16 protein-coding genes are annotated in these 19,986 nt (G+C 69.8%); 6 read left to right on the top strand and 10 right to left on the bottom strand.

Going from position 1 to position 19,986, the window contains the following annotated elements; genetic code table 11:
- Positions 1-55 precede the first annotated feature (55 nt).
- Positions 56-1,609, bottom strand: coding sequence for an alkaline phosphatase family protein (locus tag HUA75_RS05995; protein ID WP_174485923.1), 1,554 nt, complete (start codon positions 1,607-1,609; stop codon positions 56-58).
- A 182-nt stretch (positions 1,610-1,791) separates the two neighbouring features.
- Between HUA75_RS05995 and HUA75_RS05990 the strand changes: the two genes are divergently transcribed.
- Positions 1,792-2,964, top strand: a complete 1,173-nt coding sequence (locus HUA75_RS05990; RefSeq protein WP_141644226.1) for a BamA/TamA family outer membrane protein — start codon at positions 1,792-1,794, stop codon at positions 2,962-2,964.
- A gap of 63 nt (positions 2,965-3,027) precedes the next feature.
- On the opposite strand, the gene HUA75_RS05985 is transcribed toward HUA75_RS05990, so the two are convergent.
- From HUA75_RS05985 to fni, 5 genes are read right to left on the bottom strand one after another with little or no spacing between them, the layout of a single operon-like run.
- A complete protein-coding gene (locus HUA75_RS05985) occupies positions 3,028-4,107 on the bottom strand; it encodes a mevalonate kinase (RefSeq protein WP_141644227.1) in 1,080 nt (359 codons plus the stop codon).
- Positions 4,107-5,093, bottom strand: coding sequence for a diphosphomevalonate decarboxylase (mvaD, locus tag HUA75_RS05980; RefSeq protein WP_174485763.1), 987 nt, complete (start codon positions 5,091-5,093; stop codon positions 4,107-4,109). Before mvaD ends, HUA75_RS05985 begins: the two co-directional genes overlap by 1 nt.
- Positions 5,094-5,101: 8 nt before the next feature.
- Positions 5,102-6,034: a mevalonate kinase gene (gene mvk / locus HUA75_RS05975; RefSeq protein ID WP_141644229.1), complete on the bottom strand. Its 933-nt coding sequence runs from the start codon at positions 6,032-6,034 to the stop codon at positions 5,102-5,104.
- Positions 6,035-6,039: 5 nt separating this feature from the next.
- Positions 6,040-7,368 carry a hydroxymethylglutaryl-CoA reductase, degradative gene (locus HUA75_RS05970; RefSeq protein ID WP_141644230.1) on the bottom strand — a complete coding sequence of 443 codons (1,329 nt, stop codon included), beginning with the start codon at positions 7,366-7,368 and terminating at the stop codon, positions 6,040-6,042.
- Between the two features lie 39 nt (positions 7,369-7,407).
- On the bottom strand, positions 7,408-8,466 hold the full coding sequence (gene fni, locus HUA75_RS05965) for a type 2 isopentenyl-diphosphate Delta-isomerase (RefSeq protein WP_174485762.1): 1,059 nt from the start codon (positions 8,464-8,466) through the stop codon (positions 7,408-7,410).
- Between the two features lie 163 nt (positions 8,467-8,629).
- Between fni and HUA75_RS05960 the strand changes: the two genes are divergently transcribed.
- Positions 8,630-9,040, top strand: a complete 411-nt coding sequence (locus tag HUA75_RS05960; protein ID WP_174485761.1) for a hypothetical protein — start codon at positions 8,630-8,632, stop codon at positions 9,038-9,040.
- 49 nt (positions 9,041-9,089) lie between these two features.
- Here the strand turns inward: HUA75_RS05960 and HUA75_RS05955 are convergent, their stop codons facing one another.
- Both HUA75_RS05955 and HUA75_RS05950 read right to left on the bottom strand, forming a co-directional pair.
- On the bottom strand, positions 9,090-11,528 hold the full coding sequence (locus HUA75_RS05955; RefSeq protein WP_174485760.1) for a TonB-dependent receptor domain-containing protein: 2,439 nt from the start codon (positions 11,526-11,528) through the stop codon (positions 9,090-9,092).
- Between the two features lie 132 nt (positions 11,529-11,660).
- Entirely contained in the window at positions 11,661-13,127 is a 1,467-nt protein-coding gene (locus HUA75_RS05950; RefSeq protein WP_254627369.1) for a hypothetical protein, read from the bottom strand.
- A 160-nt stretch (positions 13,128-13,287) separates the two neighbouring features.
- On the opposite strand from HUA75_RS05950, the gene HUA75_RS05945 reads away from it, so the two are divergent.
- From HUA75_RS05945 to HUA75_RS05935, 3 genes are all read left to right on the top strand, one after another.
- On the top strand, positions 13,288-14,511 hold the full coding sequence (locus HUA75_RS05945) for an imelysin family protein (RefSeq protein WP_174485758.1): 1,224 nt from the start codon (positions 13,288-13,290) through the stop codon (positions 14,509-14,511).
- The gene (locus tag HUA75_RS05940) at positions 14,504-15,937 is read left to right on the top strand and encodes an HTTM domain-containing protein (RefSeq protein WP_174485757.1); all 1,434 of its coding nucleotides are present in this window, start codon (positions 14,504-14,506) and stop codon (positions 15,935-15,937) included. Before HUA75_RS05945 ends, HUA75_RS05940 begins: the two co-directional genes overlap by 8 nt.
- A gap of 282 nt (positions 15,938-16,219) precedes the next feature.
- A complete protein-coding gene (locus HUA75_RS05935; RefSeq protein WP_141644236.1) occupies positions 16,220-17,206 on the top strand; it encodes a zinc metalloprotease HtpX in 987 nt (328 codons plus the stop codon).
- 42 nt (positions 17,207-17,248) lie between these two features.
- On the opposite strand, the gene HUA75_RS05930 is transcribed toward HUA75_RS05935, so the two are convergent.
- Positions 17,249-18,076 (bottom strand): 2-oxo acid dehydrogenase subunit E2, encoded by an 828-nt coding sequence (locus HUA75_RS05930; RefSeq protein ID WP_174485756.1) that lies wholly within the window; start codon positions 18,074-18,076, stop codon positions 17,249-17,251.
- A gap of 244 nt (positions 18,077-18,320) precedes the next feature.
- Here HUA75_RS05930 and HUA75_RS05925 point away from each other — a divergent pair, with 244 nt between their 5' ends.
- Positions 18,321-19,352, top strand: a complete 1,032-nt coding sequence (locus HUA75_RS05925) for a cell envelope biogenesis protein TolA (protein ID WP_174453527.1) — start codon at positions 18,321-18,323, stop codon at positions 19,350-19,352.
- Positions 19,353-19,438: 86 nt separating this feature from the next.
- Here HUA75_RS05925 and HUA75_RS05920 read toward each other — a convergent pair whose 3' ends face one another.
- The gene (locus HUA75_RS05920) at positions 19,439-19,891 is read right to left on the bottom strand and encodes a MarR family winged helix-turn-helix transcriptional regulator (RefSeq protein WP_141649107.1); all 453 of its coding nucleotides are present in this window, start codon (positions 19,889-19,891) and stop codon (positions 19,439-19,441) included.
- Between the last annotated feature and the right edge of the window lie 95 nt (positions 19,892-19,986).

Below are 19,986 nucleotides of genomic sequence, written 5' to 3'. Positions count from 1 at the left end.
CCGCGAGCCGAGGGACTGGGCCACCTGCCCGTCGTGGACCGAATGGAGTCCTGCTTCACTGGACCCACCGCAGTCGGAGCGCGGGCTCCAGATAGGCCTCCGCGAGCCGCTCGTGCAGGTCCGCGCAGTGGCCCAGGCCGGACAGGTCCACGGGCGCGTCCGCGGGCCAGCACACCAGGCTGTTGGCCTCCGTGCGCGTCAGCCCACCGTGCGAGCCGAACTCCCACGCGAAGCCCACGGTGCCTCCGCGCCGCACCGCCTCACCGAAGAGGACCAGGTCTCCCGCCGTCTTCATCGCCGGCAGGCCCCTGAGGAAGTCCGCCACCGCGCGGCGGCTGTACTCGGGTGCCAGGGGCGCGCGCTCCATTTCATCCGGGCCGTAGACGCCACCGCGAACCACGGCCACCGCGGAGTTCCCCCGGCGCATCGCGACGATGCCGATGTCCGGGCTCCGCGTGGCGCGCGCCAACACCTCCGGATGCCGCGCCAGCAGCGTCCTCGCCTCCAGCGGCTCGCTCGAGCCGGAGAGATAGACATGGGCGAAGTTGCCGCACTCGACGACGACGGGCTTGAAAGGCGCGCGCGCGACGGTGTCCGGCTCGGGCAGAGAACGTCCCTCACACAGGCCCCGCGCCACGTCGTCGGACAGCGGGACGTGAGCGCCCTCGAACAACATGGACTCCAGTCGAACGCCCTGGCGCTGCTCCAGCGGCAGGCTGTCCACGTGTCCGTGGTCCGAGAGGATGACGACGTCGTAGGGGCGCTCCACCGAGCGCGCCATGGCGTAGAGCTCCGAGAGGTACGCATCCACCCGGTGCAGCTCCGCCAGCGCGATCTCCGAGCGGGGCCCTCGGCGGTGGGCCACCTCGTCGTAGTTGCCGAAGACGAGGTAGATGGCGGGCACGCCGCGCACCATGTCCACCAGGGCCTTGGTGTGCGCGAAGCTCCAGCCCAGGCGCTGGAAGAGCACGCGACTGAGCAGGAAGGACTGCTCGTGGCGCCAGTCGTGGAGGGCGCGAGACCAGCGGACCACCTCGCGCGCCGACTGCCACGTGTCCATTCCGAACGAGCGCAGGAAGTCCCACGCTCCCCGCGTGCGACCGGCCGACAAACCCATCAGCTCGTAGGAGAGCGAGCGCGACATCAGCTTGAAGCTGCCCAGCGTGCTCATGCTCAGCGCGTTGTCCGCGCCCGCGCGAAACAGCGAGAAGTACCCGTGGCCACCGCCATCCAGCAGGCTGTCGCGCCCCGCGCCTCGCAACCGGTGATCGATTTCCAGCGCGTCCGCGGGCACGTTCATCTGCACCTTGCGACCCAGCTCCCGGTCGTACCAGGAGTAGGCAGGCAGGTTCGACTCGCGCATGCCGTACAGCAAGCCCGCCTGGAAGTAGGGCGTGGAGGTGGGCGCGCCCCAGAAGGCGTCCTCCAGATGAAACGCCCCCGAGCGGATGAGTCGTGAGAAGAACGGCATCTTCCCGGCGACAATCGCCTCATCCAGCAGGGCCTTCGGCACCCCGTCTAAATGGACAATCAAGAGGTTCCGGCGCCGATGCGCCGCTGCGGGCGGAACTTTCGAGCGCACCCTCCGCGCAAGTCCGTGGGCCCACATCCATGAAGCTGGGGTAATGACTCCACTCACGTTGACGCCTCCCCTCCTTCGGCAGGCAAAATGAGCACTTGGGGGGACGGCCGCCTTCAGTCGAAGGCAGCCCTCCTGGAAAGCAGGCGGGCAGGTAGCGCCGTCCTTCAGTCGGGATGGATCCGACTCAGAGAGGCGTCACCACGGTCCCCATGATCATTCCCGCTGTCCTCCTCGCCCTCCTGAGTGCCGCTCCGGTGACGCCGCCTTCCCGGCCGGCGCCTGGGCTGGCTCCCGCGAAGACGGACTCCGGCTCGGACATCATCGCGCTGCCGATGATGACGTTCAGTTCGGACCACGGCATCAGCTACGGCGCGGTGGGCGGCATCTACCTGTACGGCCCCGGCAAGACGCCGTATGCACACGGCATCGGTGCGCAGGTGCTCTTCAGCAGCCGAGGCGTGCAGAGCCACTACCTGCGCTACGACGGGCCGCGCCTCATCGGACCGCTTCGCCTGGAGGCCGGGCTTGAGTACCGCAGGGAGCTGCGCAGCCCCTTCTTCGGCGCGGGCAACCAGTCGGCGCCGGACTTCAAGGGTGACCTGGACAACGAGCGCTTCACGTTCGACAAGGGTTCGCCCGGCGCGTGGCTGCGCCTTCGTGGCCGGCCCTTCGGTCCCACGCATCCACTCCAGTCCTACGTGGGCTACGCGTGGCGCAACACGAGCGTGAGCGCGGAAGACCAGTCCATGCTGACGCAGCAGCAGCCCATCGGCATCGAGGGTGGCTCCACCGGTCAGCTCCTCGTGGGCGCGCTGTGGGACACGCGCGACGATGAGACGGACCCGCTGGAGGGCGGCGTGGAGGAGTTGGCGCTGCGCGTGTCCGGCCAGGCGACGGGCAGCCGCTATCAGTACGTGGGCATCACCTTGAGCGAGCGGCGATACCTGCGGCTGTCGTCACGGCTGACGCTGGCGCAGCGGCTCACGCTGGACATGCTCTTCGGCGACGTGCCGTTCTTCGAGTGGAGCAACACGGGCGGCGTGAATGTGTCGGAGGGCATTGGCGGGATGAGCAGCGTGCGCGGCATCGAGCGCAACCGCTTCTCCGGCAACATCAAGGCGTTCAGCAACACGGAGCTGCGCTTCCAGGCCGCGCAGATGCAGGTGTTCGGCAAGAGCATGAAGGTGGGCGCGGTGATGTTCCTGGACCTGGGGCGCGTGTGGCACCCGGGCGTGACGGACGGGAAGTGGCACGAGTGGCACCCGGGCATCGGCGGAGGCCTGCGCCTCACCCGTCGCGCCGCCGTGGTGCGCATGGACTACGCCCGCTCCACCGAGACGGGCCGCCAGCGCATCTACATCACCTTCGGCCACATGTTCTGAACGGAGCCGATGCCCCAGTCTCGCTCGCTCGTGAGTGAGTGAGAACCAGGGGCATCGCGTGACTCAGACGAGCGCGTCCACCCAGGCGCGCAGCCGCGCATCCACCTGCGTCTCGCCCCGGACGCCCTGCTCGGCCTCCAGCAGCAGGGTGTGGAAGCCGCGCGACTCCAGGCCCTTGCACAGCTCGGCGCGAGCCTCCGCGTCCGGTGCGAAGAGGATGCAGCCGTCGCCGCCCCCCGCGCCGGACAGCTTGCCCACGCAGCCGTAGGCCGCCGCCATGGACAACACGCGGCGCATGCCCTCCGTCTCCAGCGGGCCCAGCTCCAACAGCAGCGCGTGCTGCGCCTTCACGGCCTCGGAGAAGCCCCGGAAGTCCCAGCCCGCGAGGCCGTCTTCCATCACCTGCCCCACCACGTTGGAGCGCTCGACGAAGGCCTGGCGCCCCGCCGCCTCCAGTCGCGCTTCCACCTGACCAATCAGCACGCGCGTGGACGCGCTCTCACCCGTGAAGGCATACGCCATGGACACCCGGGGCACGGGCAGTCGCCACACGTCCACGGAGGCCGACTCCGTCAGCGCCGCGCTCAGCCGTCCGCCGTTGCTCGCGTCGACCAGGGGCGTCACGTCATAGCGCCGGTAGCGCAGCACGCCGCCCGCGAAGCTCGCCGCCACATCCCCACCGCTGCCCTTGCCGCCCTGCCCCTGCGTGTGCGCCAGCAACGCCAGCTTCAGCGCGTCGTAGCGCTCCTCCAGCACATAACGCGCGCTCTCGGCCGCCAGCACCGTCGCGCACGCGCTGCCACCCATGCCCAGCTTCTGCCCGTTGGGCCCCACGGCCGAGGGCGCCACCGCGAAGTCGAAGCCCTGGCTCGCGCGGCCGTGCGCTCGGAGCGCCTCGTCCAGCGTGCGCGCCACGAAGGAGAAGCCCGCGGGCACCTCGCGCTCCCAGCGCACGCCCCGAGGCGTCACGCTGCCGCCCAGCGACCCTTCCTCCAGGCAGACATGCACGCGCGCATCCTCGCGCCGCCGCACATAGGCCGCGGTGCGAGGCGCCACCGCCGCCACTCGCGCCACCCCGCCCCACAGCACCGCGTACTCGCCGGAGACGAACAGCTTGCCCGGTGCGGAGAGGGCGCGCTCCATCAGAACAGGTGCTCCTGCTTGAGCACCGCGTCCCCGCCCGGCACGCAGCGAATCACGTCCAGCGCGCCACACGCGCGGGCCAGCGCCTCCGCCGCGACTTCGTTCGCCGCGTCCGTCAGCAGCACCGGGTTGGGGCCCGCGTCCAACGTGAACCAGACGGGGATGCCCTTCTTGCGGTGCTCGCGCAGGTGCTGGATGAGGCCCAGCGTCCCCGCGTTCAGGTAGCAGAGCGGCGGGTCGGCCGCGAGCGACGTGGAATGCATCCGCCACGCGTTGCGCTCACACAGCTCCCCCAGCGCCTGCAAATCCCTCCGGGCGATGTGCGCGCGGGCACGCGGCACTTCCTCTTCCGCGTCACGCACCCAGGCCGCGTAGTACGGGCTGGTCTCCACCGTCTGCTTCATCCCGTCGCGCGACTTCACGTCCTTCTCGCCCCGGTCCAGCACCGCCACCACCATGCGCAGGTCCGGCCAGTGCGCCGCGTCGAAGCGCTGCACCGCGAAGCTGTCGTCTCCGTCCGGGCGCTCGCCGCGCTGCCACTCGCAGAAGCCACCCTCCACGCTGCGACACGCGGAGCCGCTGCCCAGCCGCGCCAGGATGCTCGCCGCCCTCGCGTCGGACGGCAGGCCCGCCGCCGCGCGTCCCGCGACAGCGAGCGCCGCGAAGCCCGCCGCGCTGCTCGCGAGCCCCGCCGCCATGGGGAAATCTCCGCGCGAGACGACCTTCGCCGGCCCCAGCGCGTCCTTCGTCTGGGCGCGCACCGACTCCAGCAGGCGCAACACGCGCTCGCGCTCGCTGCCCTTGGACGTGTGGCCGTTGATCTCCACCGCGTCAGTCGGGACGCCGAACTCCACCGTCGTCGTCACCGACAGCGGCGACAGCGTCAGCGACAGGCTGGACTGGTGTGGAAGGATGAGCGCGTCGTCCCGCTTCCCCCAGTACTTCACGAGGGCGATGTTGGGATGCGCCAGGGCTGTGGCTTTCATGGGAACACTCACGGCGCTCGCGGACCCGCGAGCTGGCTGCTGAAGCAGCGCACACCGAGTCGGGTGAGCTGGACCACCGCGGCCTCCGGTTCGAGGAACAGACCGACCACGGCCCCACCATCCCCACCCGCTCCGGTGAGCTTGGCGCCCAGCGCCCCCAGGCCACGCAGTCGATACACCATCTCTTCCAGCGGCGGCGAGGACAGGCCCAGCGCCGCCAGCAGGCCCTGGTTGACGTTCATCGCGTCACCCAGCGCCTCCAAGTCTCCGGCTTCCACCGCCTTCGCGCCTTCCGACGCCAGCCGCCCCATCTCCGTGAAGAGCCGCCGGTAGCGCTCGGGCCACCGCGCCTGCCGCTCCCGCAGCGCCGCCACCGTCTTCTTCGTGGGGCTGCGCTCACCCGCCAGCGCCACCACCACCTTGAGCGGACGGGGACTCTCCACCGTCCTGCCGCGCCCCACCGCCGCCGCGTTGGGCGTCCGGCGATAGAGCAACAGCCGCTCCTCCGCGCTGGTGGTGTGGTCCACCCCGGAAGGTGTGCCGTGGAACTCCTGCTCCATCTCCCACGCCACCCGCGCGGCCTCTCGCGGCGTGGCCTCCTTGCCCGCCGCCAGCAGCAACAGCCGCGCGCACGCCACGGACAGCGCGGCGGAGCTGCCCAGTCCCACGGACAGCGGCAGCTCCGGGTCCAACGACACCTTCACCGGAGGCTCGCCCACCAGCTTCGCCGCGCGCGCGAAGGCCAGGGTGAGCAGCGCCCGCTGTCCCCGGCTCAGCGTGGACGGCAAGGAGAGCTGACACTTCTTGGACGGCACGCCGCGAGCCTTCACGCCTTGCGACAGCGGACCCGCCAGCGCGGGATGGCCGTACACGACGCTGTGCTCGCCCAGCAGGATGACCTTGCCGGCGCCGAACGTGGACAGGGAGGACTGGGTGGCCACGGCGCTCAGAGTGTCGTGCCAGTGGCGGCAGCGGCGTCCTCGGCGGACAGGCTGGCGAGAATCTCCCGGGCCTTCTCCACCTTCACGTGCCCCGCCTTCACCAGCAGGTCCGCGAGCTTCTCCACCCAGTCACCGCGCGCGCCCGCCGTCACCGCCACGCAGCGCGCGTGCAGCGCCATGTGGCCCTTCTGGATGCCAATGCTGCCCAGCGCCCGGAGCGCCGCGAAGTTCTGCGCCAACCCCACCGCCGCGAACACCATGGACAGCTCACGCACGCTCGAGGCGCGCAGGAGCTTGAGCGCCATCTGCACGCCGGGGTGCACCTTGATGGGGCCGCCCACCAGGCCCAGCGCCATGGGCAGCTCGATGCGGCCCACCAGATGGCCTTCCTCCAGGTACCACGTCGACAGCGGGCGGTACTGACCGCCACGGCAGGCGAACGCGTGCGCGCCGGCTTCAATCGCGCGCCAGTCCTGCCCCGTGGCGATGGCCACCGAGTCGATGCCGTTCATCACGCCCTTGTTGTGCGTGGCCGCGCGGTACGGGTCCGCCTCCGCGAAGCGGCTGGCCTGGGCGATGCCCTCGGCGATGGTCTCGCCGGGCATCTCGAAGTCGGCGAGCATCGCCAGGGGGATGCGGCACGTGGCGCGCGCCAGCCGGCGGTCCGCCAGGTTGGAGAGGATGCGCAGGTACACCTTGCCGCCGGTGATCTGCTCCACGAGCGGCGCCACGCCCTCCGCCACGGTGTTGATGAGGTTGGCCCCCATCGCCTCCTGCGTGTCGATGAGGATGTGCACCACGAGCAGCGGCTCGCCGCGCGGGCCCTCGGGGGCCGGCAACACGCGAACCTCCACGTCCTTCGCGCCTCCACCGCGCGCCACCATCGCGGGGTGGAAGCTGTTGGCCAGGGCCAGCAGTTGCTCCTTGTGCGCCAGAATCTTCTGCGTGGCCTCGGTCGGGTCGCCGTAGCGCGTCACCTGGACCTGGCCAATCATCATCGACTCGTCGGCCTCGGCGATGAAGCCGCCCGCCTCGCGGACGATCTTCGCGGCGAACGACACCGCCGCCACCACCGACGGCTCCTCCACCGCCATGGGCACCAGGTAGTCGCGCCCGTTGACCTGGAGGTTGAGTCCCAACCCCAGCGGCAGGGAGAAGGTTCCCACCGCGTTTTCGATCATCTGGTTGGCCAGGACCGGCTGCAAAGCCTCCGTGCCGCGAAGCTGCTCCAGGTCCGCGGGCGAAAGCCGCAACATGCGAGCGAGCTGCGCGAGGCGCTCATCCATCGGCAGCTTGTGGAACCCGGAGAGCCGGGACGTCACCGTCTCAGACATGTTGAGTCTTCCCTCTTCCTGCGTCGACGCGCACGGCCGCTATAGCGCCGCAATCCAATCCTTCAACACTCCGGTCACCACCCGCGGCCGCTGCCTCAGCTCAGCGCAGCTTCTGCTTCCCGTGAGCACGAGCGCCTGTCGCAATCCCGACAGGATGACCGCCAGCGCCTGCTCCGCCGCCTCCACCCCACCCGCCTGTTGCGCCCGGAACAGCGGCAGCGCCATTCCGCCCAGGTCCGCGCCCAGCGCGAGCACCTTCGCCACGTCCAGCCCCGTCCTCACCCCGCCGCTGCCGACCAGCCGAACCTCCGGCCCCACGGCCGCGCGCACCGTCGCCACCGCGGCCGCCGTGGGAATTCCCCACGCGCTGAATTCCGCGCCCACCTGAGCTTGTACGCCCGTGGCCCGAAGTTGTTCCACGCGAACCCACGACGTGCCGCCCAGGCCGGAGACATCCAGGTTCCGGACCCCCAGCGCCACCAGCCGCCGGGCCACATCCGGACCGATGCCACACCCGGTCTCCTTCACGAGCAGCCGGTCGCCGAAGGCCTTCACCAGCGCCCCCACCACGTCGTAGCCGCCCCGGAAGTCCCGGTCGCCCTCGGGCTGGGTCAATTCCTGGCCCGCGTTGAGGTGCAACGCGATGCCGTCCGCGCCGATGTCCTCCATCAACCGCCGAACCCCGTCCACGCCCAGCCGCACCGCCTGATAGAGCCCGATGTTGCCCAGCAACGCCACCGTGGGCGCGACCTGCCGCACCTGGAAGGATGCGGCCCGCGAAACGTCCTCCGACATGGCACGCTGGCTTCCAACGCCAAACGCCAGACCATGTCGCTCAGCGAGCAATGCGAGGTCACGATTGACCGCGCCCGCGCGCTCGGTGCCGCCTGTCATTCCGGTGACGAGCAGCGGGTGGCGCAACTGCTTTCCAAGAAACGGAGTGGACAGGTCCACGTCCTCCACGGCCATCTCTGGCATGGCGCAGTGGACCAGGTGGACGTGCTCCAGGAGGGTGCTGTTTCCGCCCGGCTCGACGTCACCGGTGGCGCACAGGTCGAGGTGAGCGTCCTTGCGCCGCGCTGTGATGTCCTCGACCATGAGAGAAGCAGCCCGTCCCAAGTGCCCGTCAGGGCGTGTAAGTGCCCGATGGCTCGCGGGTTTCCTAGCAAGCGCAAGGGGACGGGCGCAAGCCAAAGGGCCCGAGCGGTTCGCCCTGGCGACTCAATGGACGGCTGAGGCTGCTGGACGGTATGAGGCCCGCATGAGCGCGCCCGCGTCATCCAAGGTGGTCATCTTCCTGCACAGCGGAGATTACGACCGGGTGCACCAGGGCCTGTCCATCGCCGCCGCGGCGACCGCGTCGGGGCGTCGTGCGGAGGTGTATCTCTTCTGGTGGGCGCTCGAGCGCTTCTTGCGGGGCGCGCTGGATGAGCCCGACTTCGAGGGCCGCACGGACATCTCTGACCGCTTCGAATCACGAGGCATGCCCACGCTTCGCGCGCTGCTGGAGCACCTGACCGAGTCCGGGCTGTGCACGCTCGCGGGCTGCACGGGCTCGCTCGGAGCGCTGGGGGGCGAGTCGGAGACCGCGAAGAGCGGCATCGAGCTGTGGCTCGGCTGGAGCGCCATCCTCCAGCGCACCGCCGGCGTGACGGACCGCTTCTACCTCTGACCCTCCCCCGCCCCGGCCGGGTTCCTCCGGGGCACCTGGGGTCCTTGCGTCAGTGCGACAGCTTGAAGCCGAGAATCACCGTGCGGGGGGCGTTGGGGCGCGCGCCATAGGGACGACGGGAGACGATGTCCGCCGAGTCGAACACGTTGCGCGCGCTGAAGTAGAGCTGTCCCCAGCGGGAGAAGTTCCAGTTCGCGTTGACGTCGAACGTGAGCTGGGAGTCCGTCAGCTCGCCGGGCGCCGCCTCACCCTGCCCCGCCTTCTCGCGCATGCTGTCGATGTAGAGCGCGCTCAGGATGACGCCGCCCAGCGCGCCCTCCACGCCCACCGACGCGAAGACCTGGTGCCTGGGCACATAGGGCAGCTCGTCGCCGGCCTTCACGTCGCCGAACTGCGGATCCGCCGAGCGGAAGTCGGTGAGCAACTCCGTGCGCGTGAAGGTGTAGGAAGCCGAGAGCGGAAACGTCACGCCGCCTCCGGGACGGAACGTCTTCTCCGCGAAGACCTCCAGTCCGTAGATGTGGGCCTGTCCCGCGTCCGTCTGTCGGTCCAGGTCGTCATCCACGCAGCCGCTGGAGAAGGTGCAGATGGCGGTGAGGTTCGAGTAGTCGTTGAAGAAGCCGACGACCTCGAAGCGCTCGCCCCGACGCGTCCAGCGGGCGCCCGACTCGTAGTTGATGCTCTTCTCCGGCTTCACCGTGTCGGGCTGGCCCGGTGAGGGCGGCGAGAAGCCCCGATACGCGCCCGCGAAGAGGCCGAGGTTCGGCGTCAGCGCGCCATAGGCGCCCAGGCCCGGCATCAACACCTCGAGCGAGCCATCCGTGTCCTCCCCCGTCATTCGGTCATACGAGCGGGAGCGGATGACCTCCAGGCGAACGCCCGGCGTGAGGACCAGCGGTCCCCAGGCGATGGCATCCGTCACGTGCAGCGCGAGGGCGTGGGTGGCGTCCTTGTTGTCGGCGGTGGTGGCCGTGGGCGCTCCAGCGGAGACGAGCTCGCCGCCCGCCATGCGGTACGCGTCCTCGGTGTGCTTGCGGTCGATGCTGTCGTAGTGGAAGCGCGCGCCGACCTCCAGGCTGTGGCTCAGCGGGCCCGTCGTCGTGGTCCACCGCGCGACGCTCTGGAGGCCCTGCGACACGAAGCTGCGGTCATTGGGGCCAATGAGCAACGTGTCCTGCGTCGACGACGTGTCGAGCTGACCGGTGAGGACGCCGTAGTAGATGGAGTTGCGCGCGCTCGTCGGGTCCGCGAGCACGGTGGCGATGGCGGCGCCGCCAAAGCGGTTCACCTTGCGCCACACGCGCGCGAAGTCGTTGCGGTAGGCCGTGGTGGTGATGGCCAGCGAGCCGGCTTCCAGCACGTGACTGAGGGCCACCTGGGTGCGGTGCCACTTCATCCGGTCCAGCGCGCTGGCGACGTAACGGCGCAGCGGGTTGGCGCGGAAGTCCGCGTCGGACAGGCCCAGGTACGTCTCGTTGGACAGCTCGTCGGAGTAGCCCAGCTTGAGGTTGAGGCTCTGGCGAATCTCCCCCTCGGTCACCAGGCGGTAGCGGGCCTTCGCCATCCACTCGTTGCGCCGGAAGCCCGTGGTGCCTCCACCGTCGAGTTCCTTGAAGCCATTGCTGCGCAGGTGGATGCCTTCCACCAGGAAGCCCGCGCGCTCGGTGCTCGCGCTGAAGACGCCGTGCGCCTTGCCGTACAGGTAGCCACCTCCTGCGATGTCCAGCCACGCGGACTCCGACGCGGAGATGTCGCGCGTGAGGAACTCCACGGAGCCCGCGACAGTCTGTGGACCATGCTGGATGGCCGAGGGGCCCTTGAGCACGCGCACCGACTGCATGCGGGTGACGAGCGGGAAGAAGTAGGCCGCGGGCGCGGAGTATGGCGCCGGGCCAAAGAGGACACCGTCCTCCAACAGGGTGACCTTCTTGCTGCGGTCCGGATTCACGCCGCGAAGGCCCACGTTCGGCCGAAGCCCGAAGCCGTCCTCGCCACGCGCGTAGACACCGGGCACGCTCATCAACACCGCGCTCGGGTCGTCCTTCTCGTAGCGCTCCAACTGCGCGGGCTTGAGGATGTGGACCGAGCCGCTCGTGCGCGTCTCCGAGGTCCCCACCACCACGCTCTCGAACTTCCGCTGCCCCGCCTCGGGCACCGCGTCCGGCGCGGTGGGCGCCTGTGCGGGCACGTTGCCGGCCTGCTCCGGAGCCAGCGGCGCGTCCTCCGGCGCCGAGGGTGTGGCCACCGACTCCGAAGGCACGGGCACGTCGACGAGGGGCTCTGGCTGAGAGGACGTCGATGGAAGCGCGGGCTCCTCGGCAGGTCCAACGGGCGATGGGGCCACCGGAGGAGCCGCCTCTGACGGAGTCGCAGCCTCGCTGGGAGCACTCGGCACGGACTGGGCGGCCGACGACGACACGAACCCCACCATGAGCACCGGAGCCGTCCAGCTCCGCGCCCGCCTCAGCCTGTCCTTGAACCATGCCATCTGCGAAGTACGCCCTTGTCTCGATGATGTGCGGTGGCACTGCGCCAGACGCCAGGAAGCCGGGGTGGCCGGGCCCATGAAGGGACCCGACTCCCCGGCTCCAGGACTGGGTGCTTCGAAACCGTGCTGCTACTACTTGTCGGCCGTGCCCGCGACGACGATCTTCCCGTCGGACTGCACGACGATGCCGCGCACGGCCTCCTCCGTCTTGCCGACGATGAAGTTGTGCTTCACGACGCCGCCCGTGCCGAACGTGGTGTCCAGCGCGCCAGCCGTCGTGTAACGCGCCACCACCATCTTGTTGTCGCCGCCCTCGGTGACGAAGCCCGCCACGTAGACGCGGTTGGACGCGTCGAAGGCCACGGACCAGAAGCGGTCATGGTCCGTCTCGGAGATGGGCACCGCCTTGAAGACCTCGGTGCCCGAGCCGCCCACCGGGATGATGGCCAGCACGCCGTCGTCATCCTCGCTGCCACCGGCGCGGTAACCGGCCGCCGCCACCCAGTTGCCGTCCGCGGACTTCGCCACGCCGAAGAACGCCTGCTCCGGACGCTCGAAGTCGTACAGCTTGTAGCCCTCCGTGTTGAAGGTCGTGTCGCGGGCGCCGTTCTTGTCCAGCATGAACACCAGGGCGGAGATCTTCTGCGCCACCGGCGTCGCGCTGCCCACCGTGCACACGCGGTCGTCGTTCAGCACCAGCAGGTTGCGGCCGCGGTCGTTGTCGCTGACCAGGTCCAGCAGGGCGATGCCGTTCGACCCCCAATTCAGGTCGCGCTCGCCCGTGGCCGAGTACTTGAAGTTCACCACGTCCACCGTGCCGGAGGACGCGCTGCGGCCGTAGCCGGTGGTGACGTAGCTGCCGTCCCTGAACTGGCCCACCGCGTACGCCTCCGCCATGCCCCACTCGGGGTTGGTGGGGGGGTTGACGGCTCCGAACGGCGCGGAGTTGACCACGCCCTTCCAGCCGAAGGTGTTGTCCGCCTTGCCCGCGTCATCCAGGCGCAGCAGCACGATGCGGTTGGCCGCCTGCGTGCCCGCGCCCGTCGGCTGGCTGGTGTAGCCCGACGCGACAATCTTGCCGTCCGTCTGAACGATGCCGTGGCGCGCGCCGTCGCTCAGGTTGGAGACGTTGAGCGTGTACACGCCCTCGGTGCCGAACGTCGTGTCGCGGGCACCGTTGGCCGCGAAGCGCACCACCACGCGGTCCGCGTCGACGCGGTCACCCTCGCCACGGCGCGAGCCGAAGACGACGAGCCGGTTGGTCCCATCCGCCGCCAGACCCCACACGGCGTCCTTCGTTCCACCCGCCACGGTGCTCAGGTCCACGCGCGTCGTGCCACTGGCGCCGAACGTCGTGTCCAGGGTGCCGTCCGTGTTGAAGCGAGCCAGCGCGATGTCGGCGTCCGACACCGTCGTCACCGGGCCCGCGTCGGGCGTTCCGGAGTCGGGCGTGCCAGAGTCGGGCGTTCCGGAGTCAGGCGTGCCAGAGTCCGGCGTGTTCTGCGGGTCCTTCTCGTCGTCGTCGCCACAGGCGCTGCTGAACACCGCCAGTGCGAGCGAAAGGACCGCTACGCCCGCGAACGATTTACGCTGCTGCATCCCGCTCTTCATCGTATGCCCCTCTCCCTGCAATATTTCGTAACCTGCTAATGACAATCGTTCTCAAAATCAGGGTGCGGCTCCTAAAACGGATCCACACGCGCTGTCAAGCGCGCGACTCCTGAGCAACCTGACTTCCCCCGAGATGATCGAGACCCTCATGAAGACCCAGTCGCCGGGCCCCCTCCGCGCACGCCGCACCAGCGCGCTCCTGCTCCTCACCGCCCTGACGTGCCTTCCGGGCTGCAAGGAGTCCGACAAAGGCAAGGAGGACGCGGGACCGGGCGGCACGGACACGACGCGCGCGGACCTCCTGAAGGCGACGGGCGCCTGCGTGGAGAAGACGGCGCGGCAGTTCCTGGAGGCGAGCACCGCACTGACGGGAGCGGTGTCGCGGTACTCGGGTCAGCCGGATGCCACGACGCAGGCGGAGGCGCGCGCGGCGTTCCACGCGGCCATGGACGTGTGGCAGGTCGCGGAGGTCATGCAGGTGGGACCGGCGGCGCCTCGCAGCGCGGCGGGCGGCGCGGAGCTGCGCGACAACGTCTATTCGTGGCCCCTCGTGAGTCGGTGCGCCGTGGAGGAGCAGGTCGTCAGCAAGAGCTACGAGACGGCGGGTTTCCCGACGTCACTGGTGAGCCGGCGCGGGCTGTACGCACTGGAGTACCTGCTGTTCCACGAGGGAGAAGAGACGGCGTGTCAGAGCACCTCGCCCATCGTCGCGCAGGGTACCTGGGCGGCGCTGTCACCGACGGAGCGGGCAACGCGCAAGCGCGCCTATGCGCTCGCGGTGGCGCAGGACGTGAACCAGCGAGCGACGCAGTTGGTGAAGGCGTGGGCGGCGGACCAGGACAACTTCGCCAACACGTTGGCGTCCGCGGGCTCGGGCAACACGGTGTTCCCGACGAGCCAGGCCGCGCTCAACGCGGTGAGCGACGCGATGTTCTACTTCGAGCGCGAGGGCAAGGACCTGAAGCTGGCGCGCCCCCTGGGCATGCGGGAGTGCTCGACGGAATCGTGCCCTGAGCACTTCGAATCGCAGTTCGCGAACCGCTCGAAGGCGAACCTGCGCGCCAATGTCCGGGGCTTCCGGCTGCTCGCGGAGGGCTGCGGTGAGGGTTACACGGGCACGGGCTTCGATGACGTGCTGGTGGCCGCGGGCGCGGAGGCGCTGGCCCAGAAGCTCCGTGAGCGAATCGTCGCCGCCGAGGCCACCTTCGCGACCATCGAGGAAGAGGACCTGAAGCAGGCGCTGGCCCAGGACAAGCCGTCCGTGCGCGCGCTCCATGACGCGTTCAAGGGCGTCACGGACGTGCTCAAGACGGAGCTCGTCACGGTGCTGGACCTGGAGCTGCCCCAGTCCGTCGAAGGGGACAATGACTGAGCAGGCCCTCGGCTCCCGAAACGAGCGCCTCTGGAAGCTGCTGCTGGCGCCGCGAGATATCGCGGCGCTGGCGGCGTTCCGGGTGGCGCTCGGGGTGCTCATCACCGTCTCGTCGATTCGCTTCCTCGCCTACGGCTGGGTGGACGTGCTGTTCGTGCGTCCCCGCTTCCACTTCACCTACTGGGGCTTCGACTGGGTGCCGGCGCTGCCCGCGCCGTGGATGCACCTGGTGTTCGCCGCGCTGGCGGTGCTGGGCGCGTTCCTCGCGGCGGGCCTGTTCTATCGGGCGACGGCCGTCCTGCTCTTCGTGGCCTTCACGTATGTGCAGCTCGTCGATGTCAGCAACTACCTGAACCACTACTACCTGGTGAGCCTGTTGCTCGGGCTGCTCGTCTTCGTGCCAGCGCACCGCGCGTTCTCCGTCGACGCATGGCGCAGGCCCGCGCTCCGGAGCGACACGCTGCCCGCGTGGTGCACGCTCTTGCTGCGCTTCCAGGTCACCGTCGTCTACGTGTTCGCCGGACTGGCGAAGCTCACCTCCGACTGGCTGGTGCACGCGCAGCCGCTCAACATCTGGCTGTCGGCCCGAACGAGCCTGCCGTGGGTGGGGCCCCTGCTGGAGCAGCGCTGGGTGGCCTATGCCGCGGCGTGGTCCGGCTTCCTCTTCGACACCACCATTGTCGCGTTCCTGTTGTCGCGCCGGCTGCGCCCATTCGCCTACGTCGTGGTCATCGTGTTCCACGCGGCCACCTCCGTGCTGTTCCCCATCGGGATGTTCCCCTTCATCATGGTGACGGCGGCGCTCGTATTCTTCGAGCCCTCCTGGCCCCGACGCATGGTGGCGCGACTGCGCGGACTGCCATGGCGCGATGCGGGCTCCTGGACTCCCCGCACCACGGGGCTCGCGTCGCCGGGATGGAAGGCCTGGGTAGCGCTCGGCGCGGCGGTGGCGTACGGCGTGGTGCAGCTTGCCGTCCCGCTGCGCACGCACCTGTACGGCGGCAACGTGCTCTGGCACGAGCAGGGCATGCGCTTCTCCTGGCGGGTGATGGCGCGGGAGAAGAATGGCAGCGTGACGTTCATCGTTCGCGCACCGGGCACGGGACGCGAGTGGCACGTCTCGCCAAGTGAGCACCTCACCCGCCTTCAGGAGCGGGAGATGTCCGTGCAGCCCGACCTCATCCTCCAGCTCGCCCGACACATCGCCCGCGACTTCGAGTCCCGAGGCCATGGCGCGGTGGAGGTGCGTGCGGATGTCCGCGTTTCGTTGAACGGGCGCTCCGCGGAGGTGCTCGTGGATCCAAACGTGGACCTGGCGCGAGAGCGGGATGGGCTCGCGCCCAAGGCGTGGATTCTCCCAGCGCCCGACTCACCGCCCATCCGGCTGCGCCCGACCATGCGCACCGCGCGCGTTGATTCGCCCTGACAACCTCGGGACGTGCTCGGCTCGCGGCGCGCCAACCGTCCCCGCGCAGGCTCGCCCGGCCCCCTGCCATTGGGCCGCGAGTTACGACACTTCCGGCCTCAAGAGGGCTCGCGAGCCCGCGCGGCGCGCTATCGGGCGACGGCTTGCCTGCCCTCCTGCCTGGCTTCCGAGCGGTGACGTAACCCCCTGGATTCATGGACACATCCAGGGGCTTTCGTTGACGAGCCGGCCCGCCTGTTTACGTTTCTGAAGCCCCTGAACGGGGGAAAGGAACGAGACGACATGGCACTCACTGGCACCCACGAAACTTCCCGGAACGGCGGCGGACGTCCGGCGCTGCACGGCGGCGGTGGGTGGCACCGCCTGGGCAACGCGCTCAAGACGACGGTGCTGCTCGCGGGCCTCACCGCGCTGGTGCTCGTCATCGGCCAGCGACTGGGCGGAGCCCAGGGTCTGATGTTCGCCGGCTTCTTCGCCGTGGTGATGAACTTCGGCTCCTACTGGTTCAGCGACAAGATCGCCCTGGCCATCCACGGCGCGAAGCCACTGCCCTATGAGCAGGCACCGTGGCTGCATCAGATGGTGGAGCGACTGGCGACCCGCGCGGGCATGCCCAAGCCGAAGGTCTACATCCTGCCCACGCGCTCGCCGAACGCGTTCGCCACGGGCCGCAGCCCCAAACATGCGGCCGTCGCGGTGACGGCGGGCATCATGGACATCCTCGACCAGCGCGAGTTGGAGGGCGTGCTCGCGCATGAAATCGGGCACGTGCGCAACCGCGACACGCTCATCGGCACGGTGGCGGCCACGCTGGCCGGTATCATCAGCTACGCGGCGCAGATGCTCTTCTGGTTCGGCGGCTCCATGCTCAGCCGGAGCGATGACGACGAGGGCGGCCTCGGCGGCGCGTTCGCCAACCTGGGCCTGCTCCTCGTCGCCCCCATCGCCGCGACGCTGTTGCAGCTCGCCGTGAGCCGCTCGCGCGAATACGGCGCGGACGCGACGGGCGCCGAGCTGAGCGGGGACCCGGATGCGCTGGCGGATGCCCTGCTGAAGATGGAGCGCGGCGCGGAGGTGATGCCATACGACAGGGCGCCAGCAACGTCGCACCTGTTCATCGTCAACCCGCTGCACCGGGGCGGCGTCATGGCGCTGTTCTCCACCCACCCGCCCATTCCGGAGCGGGTGCGCCGGCTGCGAGCGATGAGCGCTCGAACCGGTGGCTCGCCTGCCCGTGGGGGCCGTGGCGGCTGGGAGTACGCGTACTGACGTGACGAACGGGCGCGGGGAGCACCCCATCGCTTCCCGCGCTCAGCCCCCCGAGGCCGCCGCGTCCGGCGGACCGAACGCCGCCTCGGGGTCCTCCAGCAGCTCCTTCAAGGTGTTGGCCAGCACGCCCGCGTGGAAGCCGTCGATGAAGCGATGGTCGATGGACGCGTTGAGGCTCATCACCTTTCCCACCACCACCTTCCCCTCCTCCACCACCGGCGTGTCGCGCACCGCGCCGGGCGCCAGGAACACCGGCACCCGCGTGAAGGGCACCAGGGGCAGATAGGCCGAGTCCAGGCCCAGCTCCCCCACGTCCGTGACGACCGCGGCGCCGAACGCATCCCTCGGCAGGCCGAAGCGGCCCAGGTCCAGGTTGAGCGTCACCGCCAGGAACGACACCCCACTGGTGAACAGCCGCATCAACGGCGCGGGCACCTTCTCCACCCACCGGAAGCCCCGTCGCGCCCGCGCATCCTCGTGCGCCGCGTCCAGCGCGAGGACCAGGTCACGCAACCCGAGGCGATCCGCGTCCACCACCCGCACCGGCGCCCACCCCGACGCCGCGTCCGCCGAGCGCAGGAGCGCGGACACGGTGATGCGCTGGCGCAGATAGATTCGGTGGAAGCGCAGCACCGCGTTGGCATCCGGGCAGCGCCGCAGCGCCTCCGCCAGCGCCTTGAGCACCAGGTGCGTCACCGTCAGCCGCAGGCCCGTGCTCCGCTGGAAGGCTTCCATGTAGGCCAGCGCCCGGTCCATGCGCACCGTCAGCGTGCCGTAGACGGTGGGGTCATACGCCGCCCCCCAGCTGCCGATGGCCAGCTTGCGGAAGCTCGACACGCGCTGCTTGGGTCTCAGCTCCAGGTGAGCCATGTCACACGTGCTCCTCGGGGCTCTTCGGGGCGGCGCAGCATCGCGGCTCCCGGCGGGGCGGGGAAGACCCCGTCTGGGCGAATGCCCTCCAAGGGAGGCTTCGATTTCGCACGTGCACCCTTCCTCCGAACAGGGCATGGAGGCGGGGTACAAGGGGGCCGCACCCCCAGCGCACTCTTGACGGGCCCGCGCTGGAGGTTAGGCTGCCCCGCTTTTTGCATATCCCTCCCGTGGAGGTCGTCCCGTGGTTCCTTTGGTCATCGCCCTGGCAGTCGGGCTCGCCATCTCGCTGTATTTCAACCTCTTCGGCGGCGCGAAGCAGGCGGCGCTCCCGTCCTCTTCCTCCTCCTCCAACACGCCCCGCGTCGAGCTGGAAGCGGACCACAAGGCCGCGCGCGCCAGGGCGGAAGCGGAGCTGCAACGCAAGCAGAAGGAACTGGATGAGCAGCGAAACCAGCTCCAGGAAGTGAAGGATCAGCTCAAGCAGGCCAAGCGAAAGGTCTTCGAGCAGAAGGAGGGCGACAAGGGTTCTCAGGACCTGGCCAAGGCCCGCGCCGAGGTGGAGCGCAACGCGTCGCTGCAGCTGGAGCAGACCCGGCTGGAGCTCGCGCAGGTGCTGACCGAGAACCAGCGGCTGAAGGCGGAGTCCGAGGGTGGTCGCGGCCGTCGCCGTGAGCCGCAGGCCCCCGCCCCGGTGTCCGCCGCCGCCCCCGTGGTGGCCCCGCAGATCGCCGCCCCCGCCAAGGAGGGTGAGCAGGTGGTGGCCGCGGCCGTGTCGGTGACGCCGGTGGCCGAGGCCGCTCGCGAGGACCGGACTCCTCGCCGCGTCATCCGCGAGCTGAGCGAGGCGGACCGCGAGAAGATGGACCGGCTGGAGCAGGCGGCGAACAAGGACCGCAACCGCGCCGTGGACCTGGAGAAGGAAGTGCGCCGCATCAAGGGCCGCAACGAGACGCAGCAGCGCGTCTACGCCGCGACCAAGGGCGACCTGGACTTGATGAAGGACAAGTACAAGGCGCTGGAGAAGCGGCTGAACCGCACGCTGCTCGAGCGCGACCTCATGCGCCGCGCCATCAAGGACCTGGAGAAGAAGACGGGCATCCTGGCCGACCGCACCGAGCTGACCCCGGAGGAGATGGCCGCCAGCGACCAGCGCACCGAGGAGACCTCCCGCGTGCGCGCCGAGTCGGAGGCCCAGTCCGCCGCGCAGCAGGCGCCCGCCGAGGCTCCCGCCGCCACCACCGAGGCAGAGCCGAAGCCCGCGCAGCAGGCCTGACAGGCCGCCTCGCCGCTTCGAGCCGAGGGGCTCGGTCTTCCGGAATCACTTCCGGAGGCCGGGCCCTTCGTCGTTCCAGGCCCCGCTCACTCCCCGCAGCCGTCGGTGCCAGGCACGTCCGGACCGACTGACCGCAGGCTCAGGCCCGTCTGGAGCTTCTCCATCAGCCGCTTCAGCTCCGACAGCTCCGGCTCCGGAAGGTACTCCCCCAGCTCGCCGTCCAGCTCCCGAAGCGCATCGAGCAGGTGGGACAGCTCGCGCTCTCCCTGGGCGGTCAATTCCAGCCGGAAGCAGCGCCGGTCCTCCCCGGCCTGCCGCAGCACCAGCCCATCCTCTTCCAGCCGATCCACCAGCCGGCTCGCCGCGGGCGCGTCCACCATCAGCCGCTCGGCGAGCGCGGACTGCCTTCGCATGCCCTCGGAAATGGCCTTCAGCGCCAGCAGTTGATTGAACGGCCGCGTCGTCCGCGCCCCGAGCTTCTCGGTGAGGTGGCGGCGAATGCTGCGACGCAACGAGGCGAGGTGCTCCGCGAAAGTCATTCCTCTGAAGAAATAGTTGTCGCCTACAATGGTTGTCAATTACATCTGCCTGACGCAATTCGTCGGATGGGGGGAGTCGAGTCGCACCTGCAGTC

Source organism: Myxococcus sp. CA040A, assembly GCF_013336725.1.
GTDB lineage: Bacteria > Myxococcota > Myxococcia > Myxococcales > Myxococcaceae > Myxococcus > Myxococcus llanfairpwllgwyngyllgogerychwyrndrobwllllantysiliogogogochensis.
This window is presented reverse-complemented; position numbering and strand designations above follow the sequence as displayed.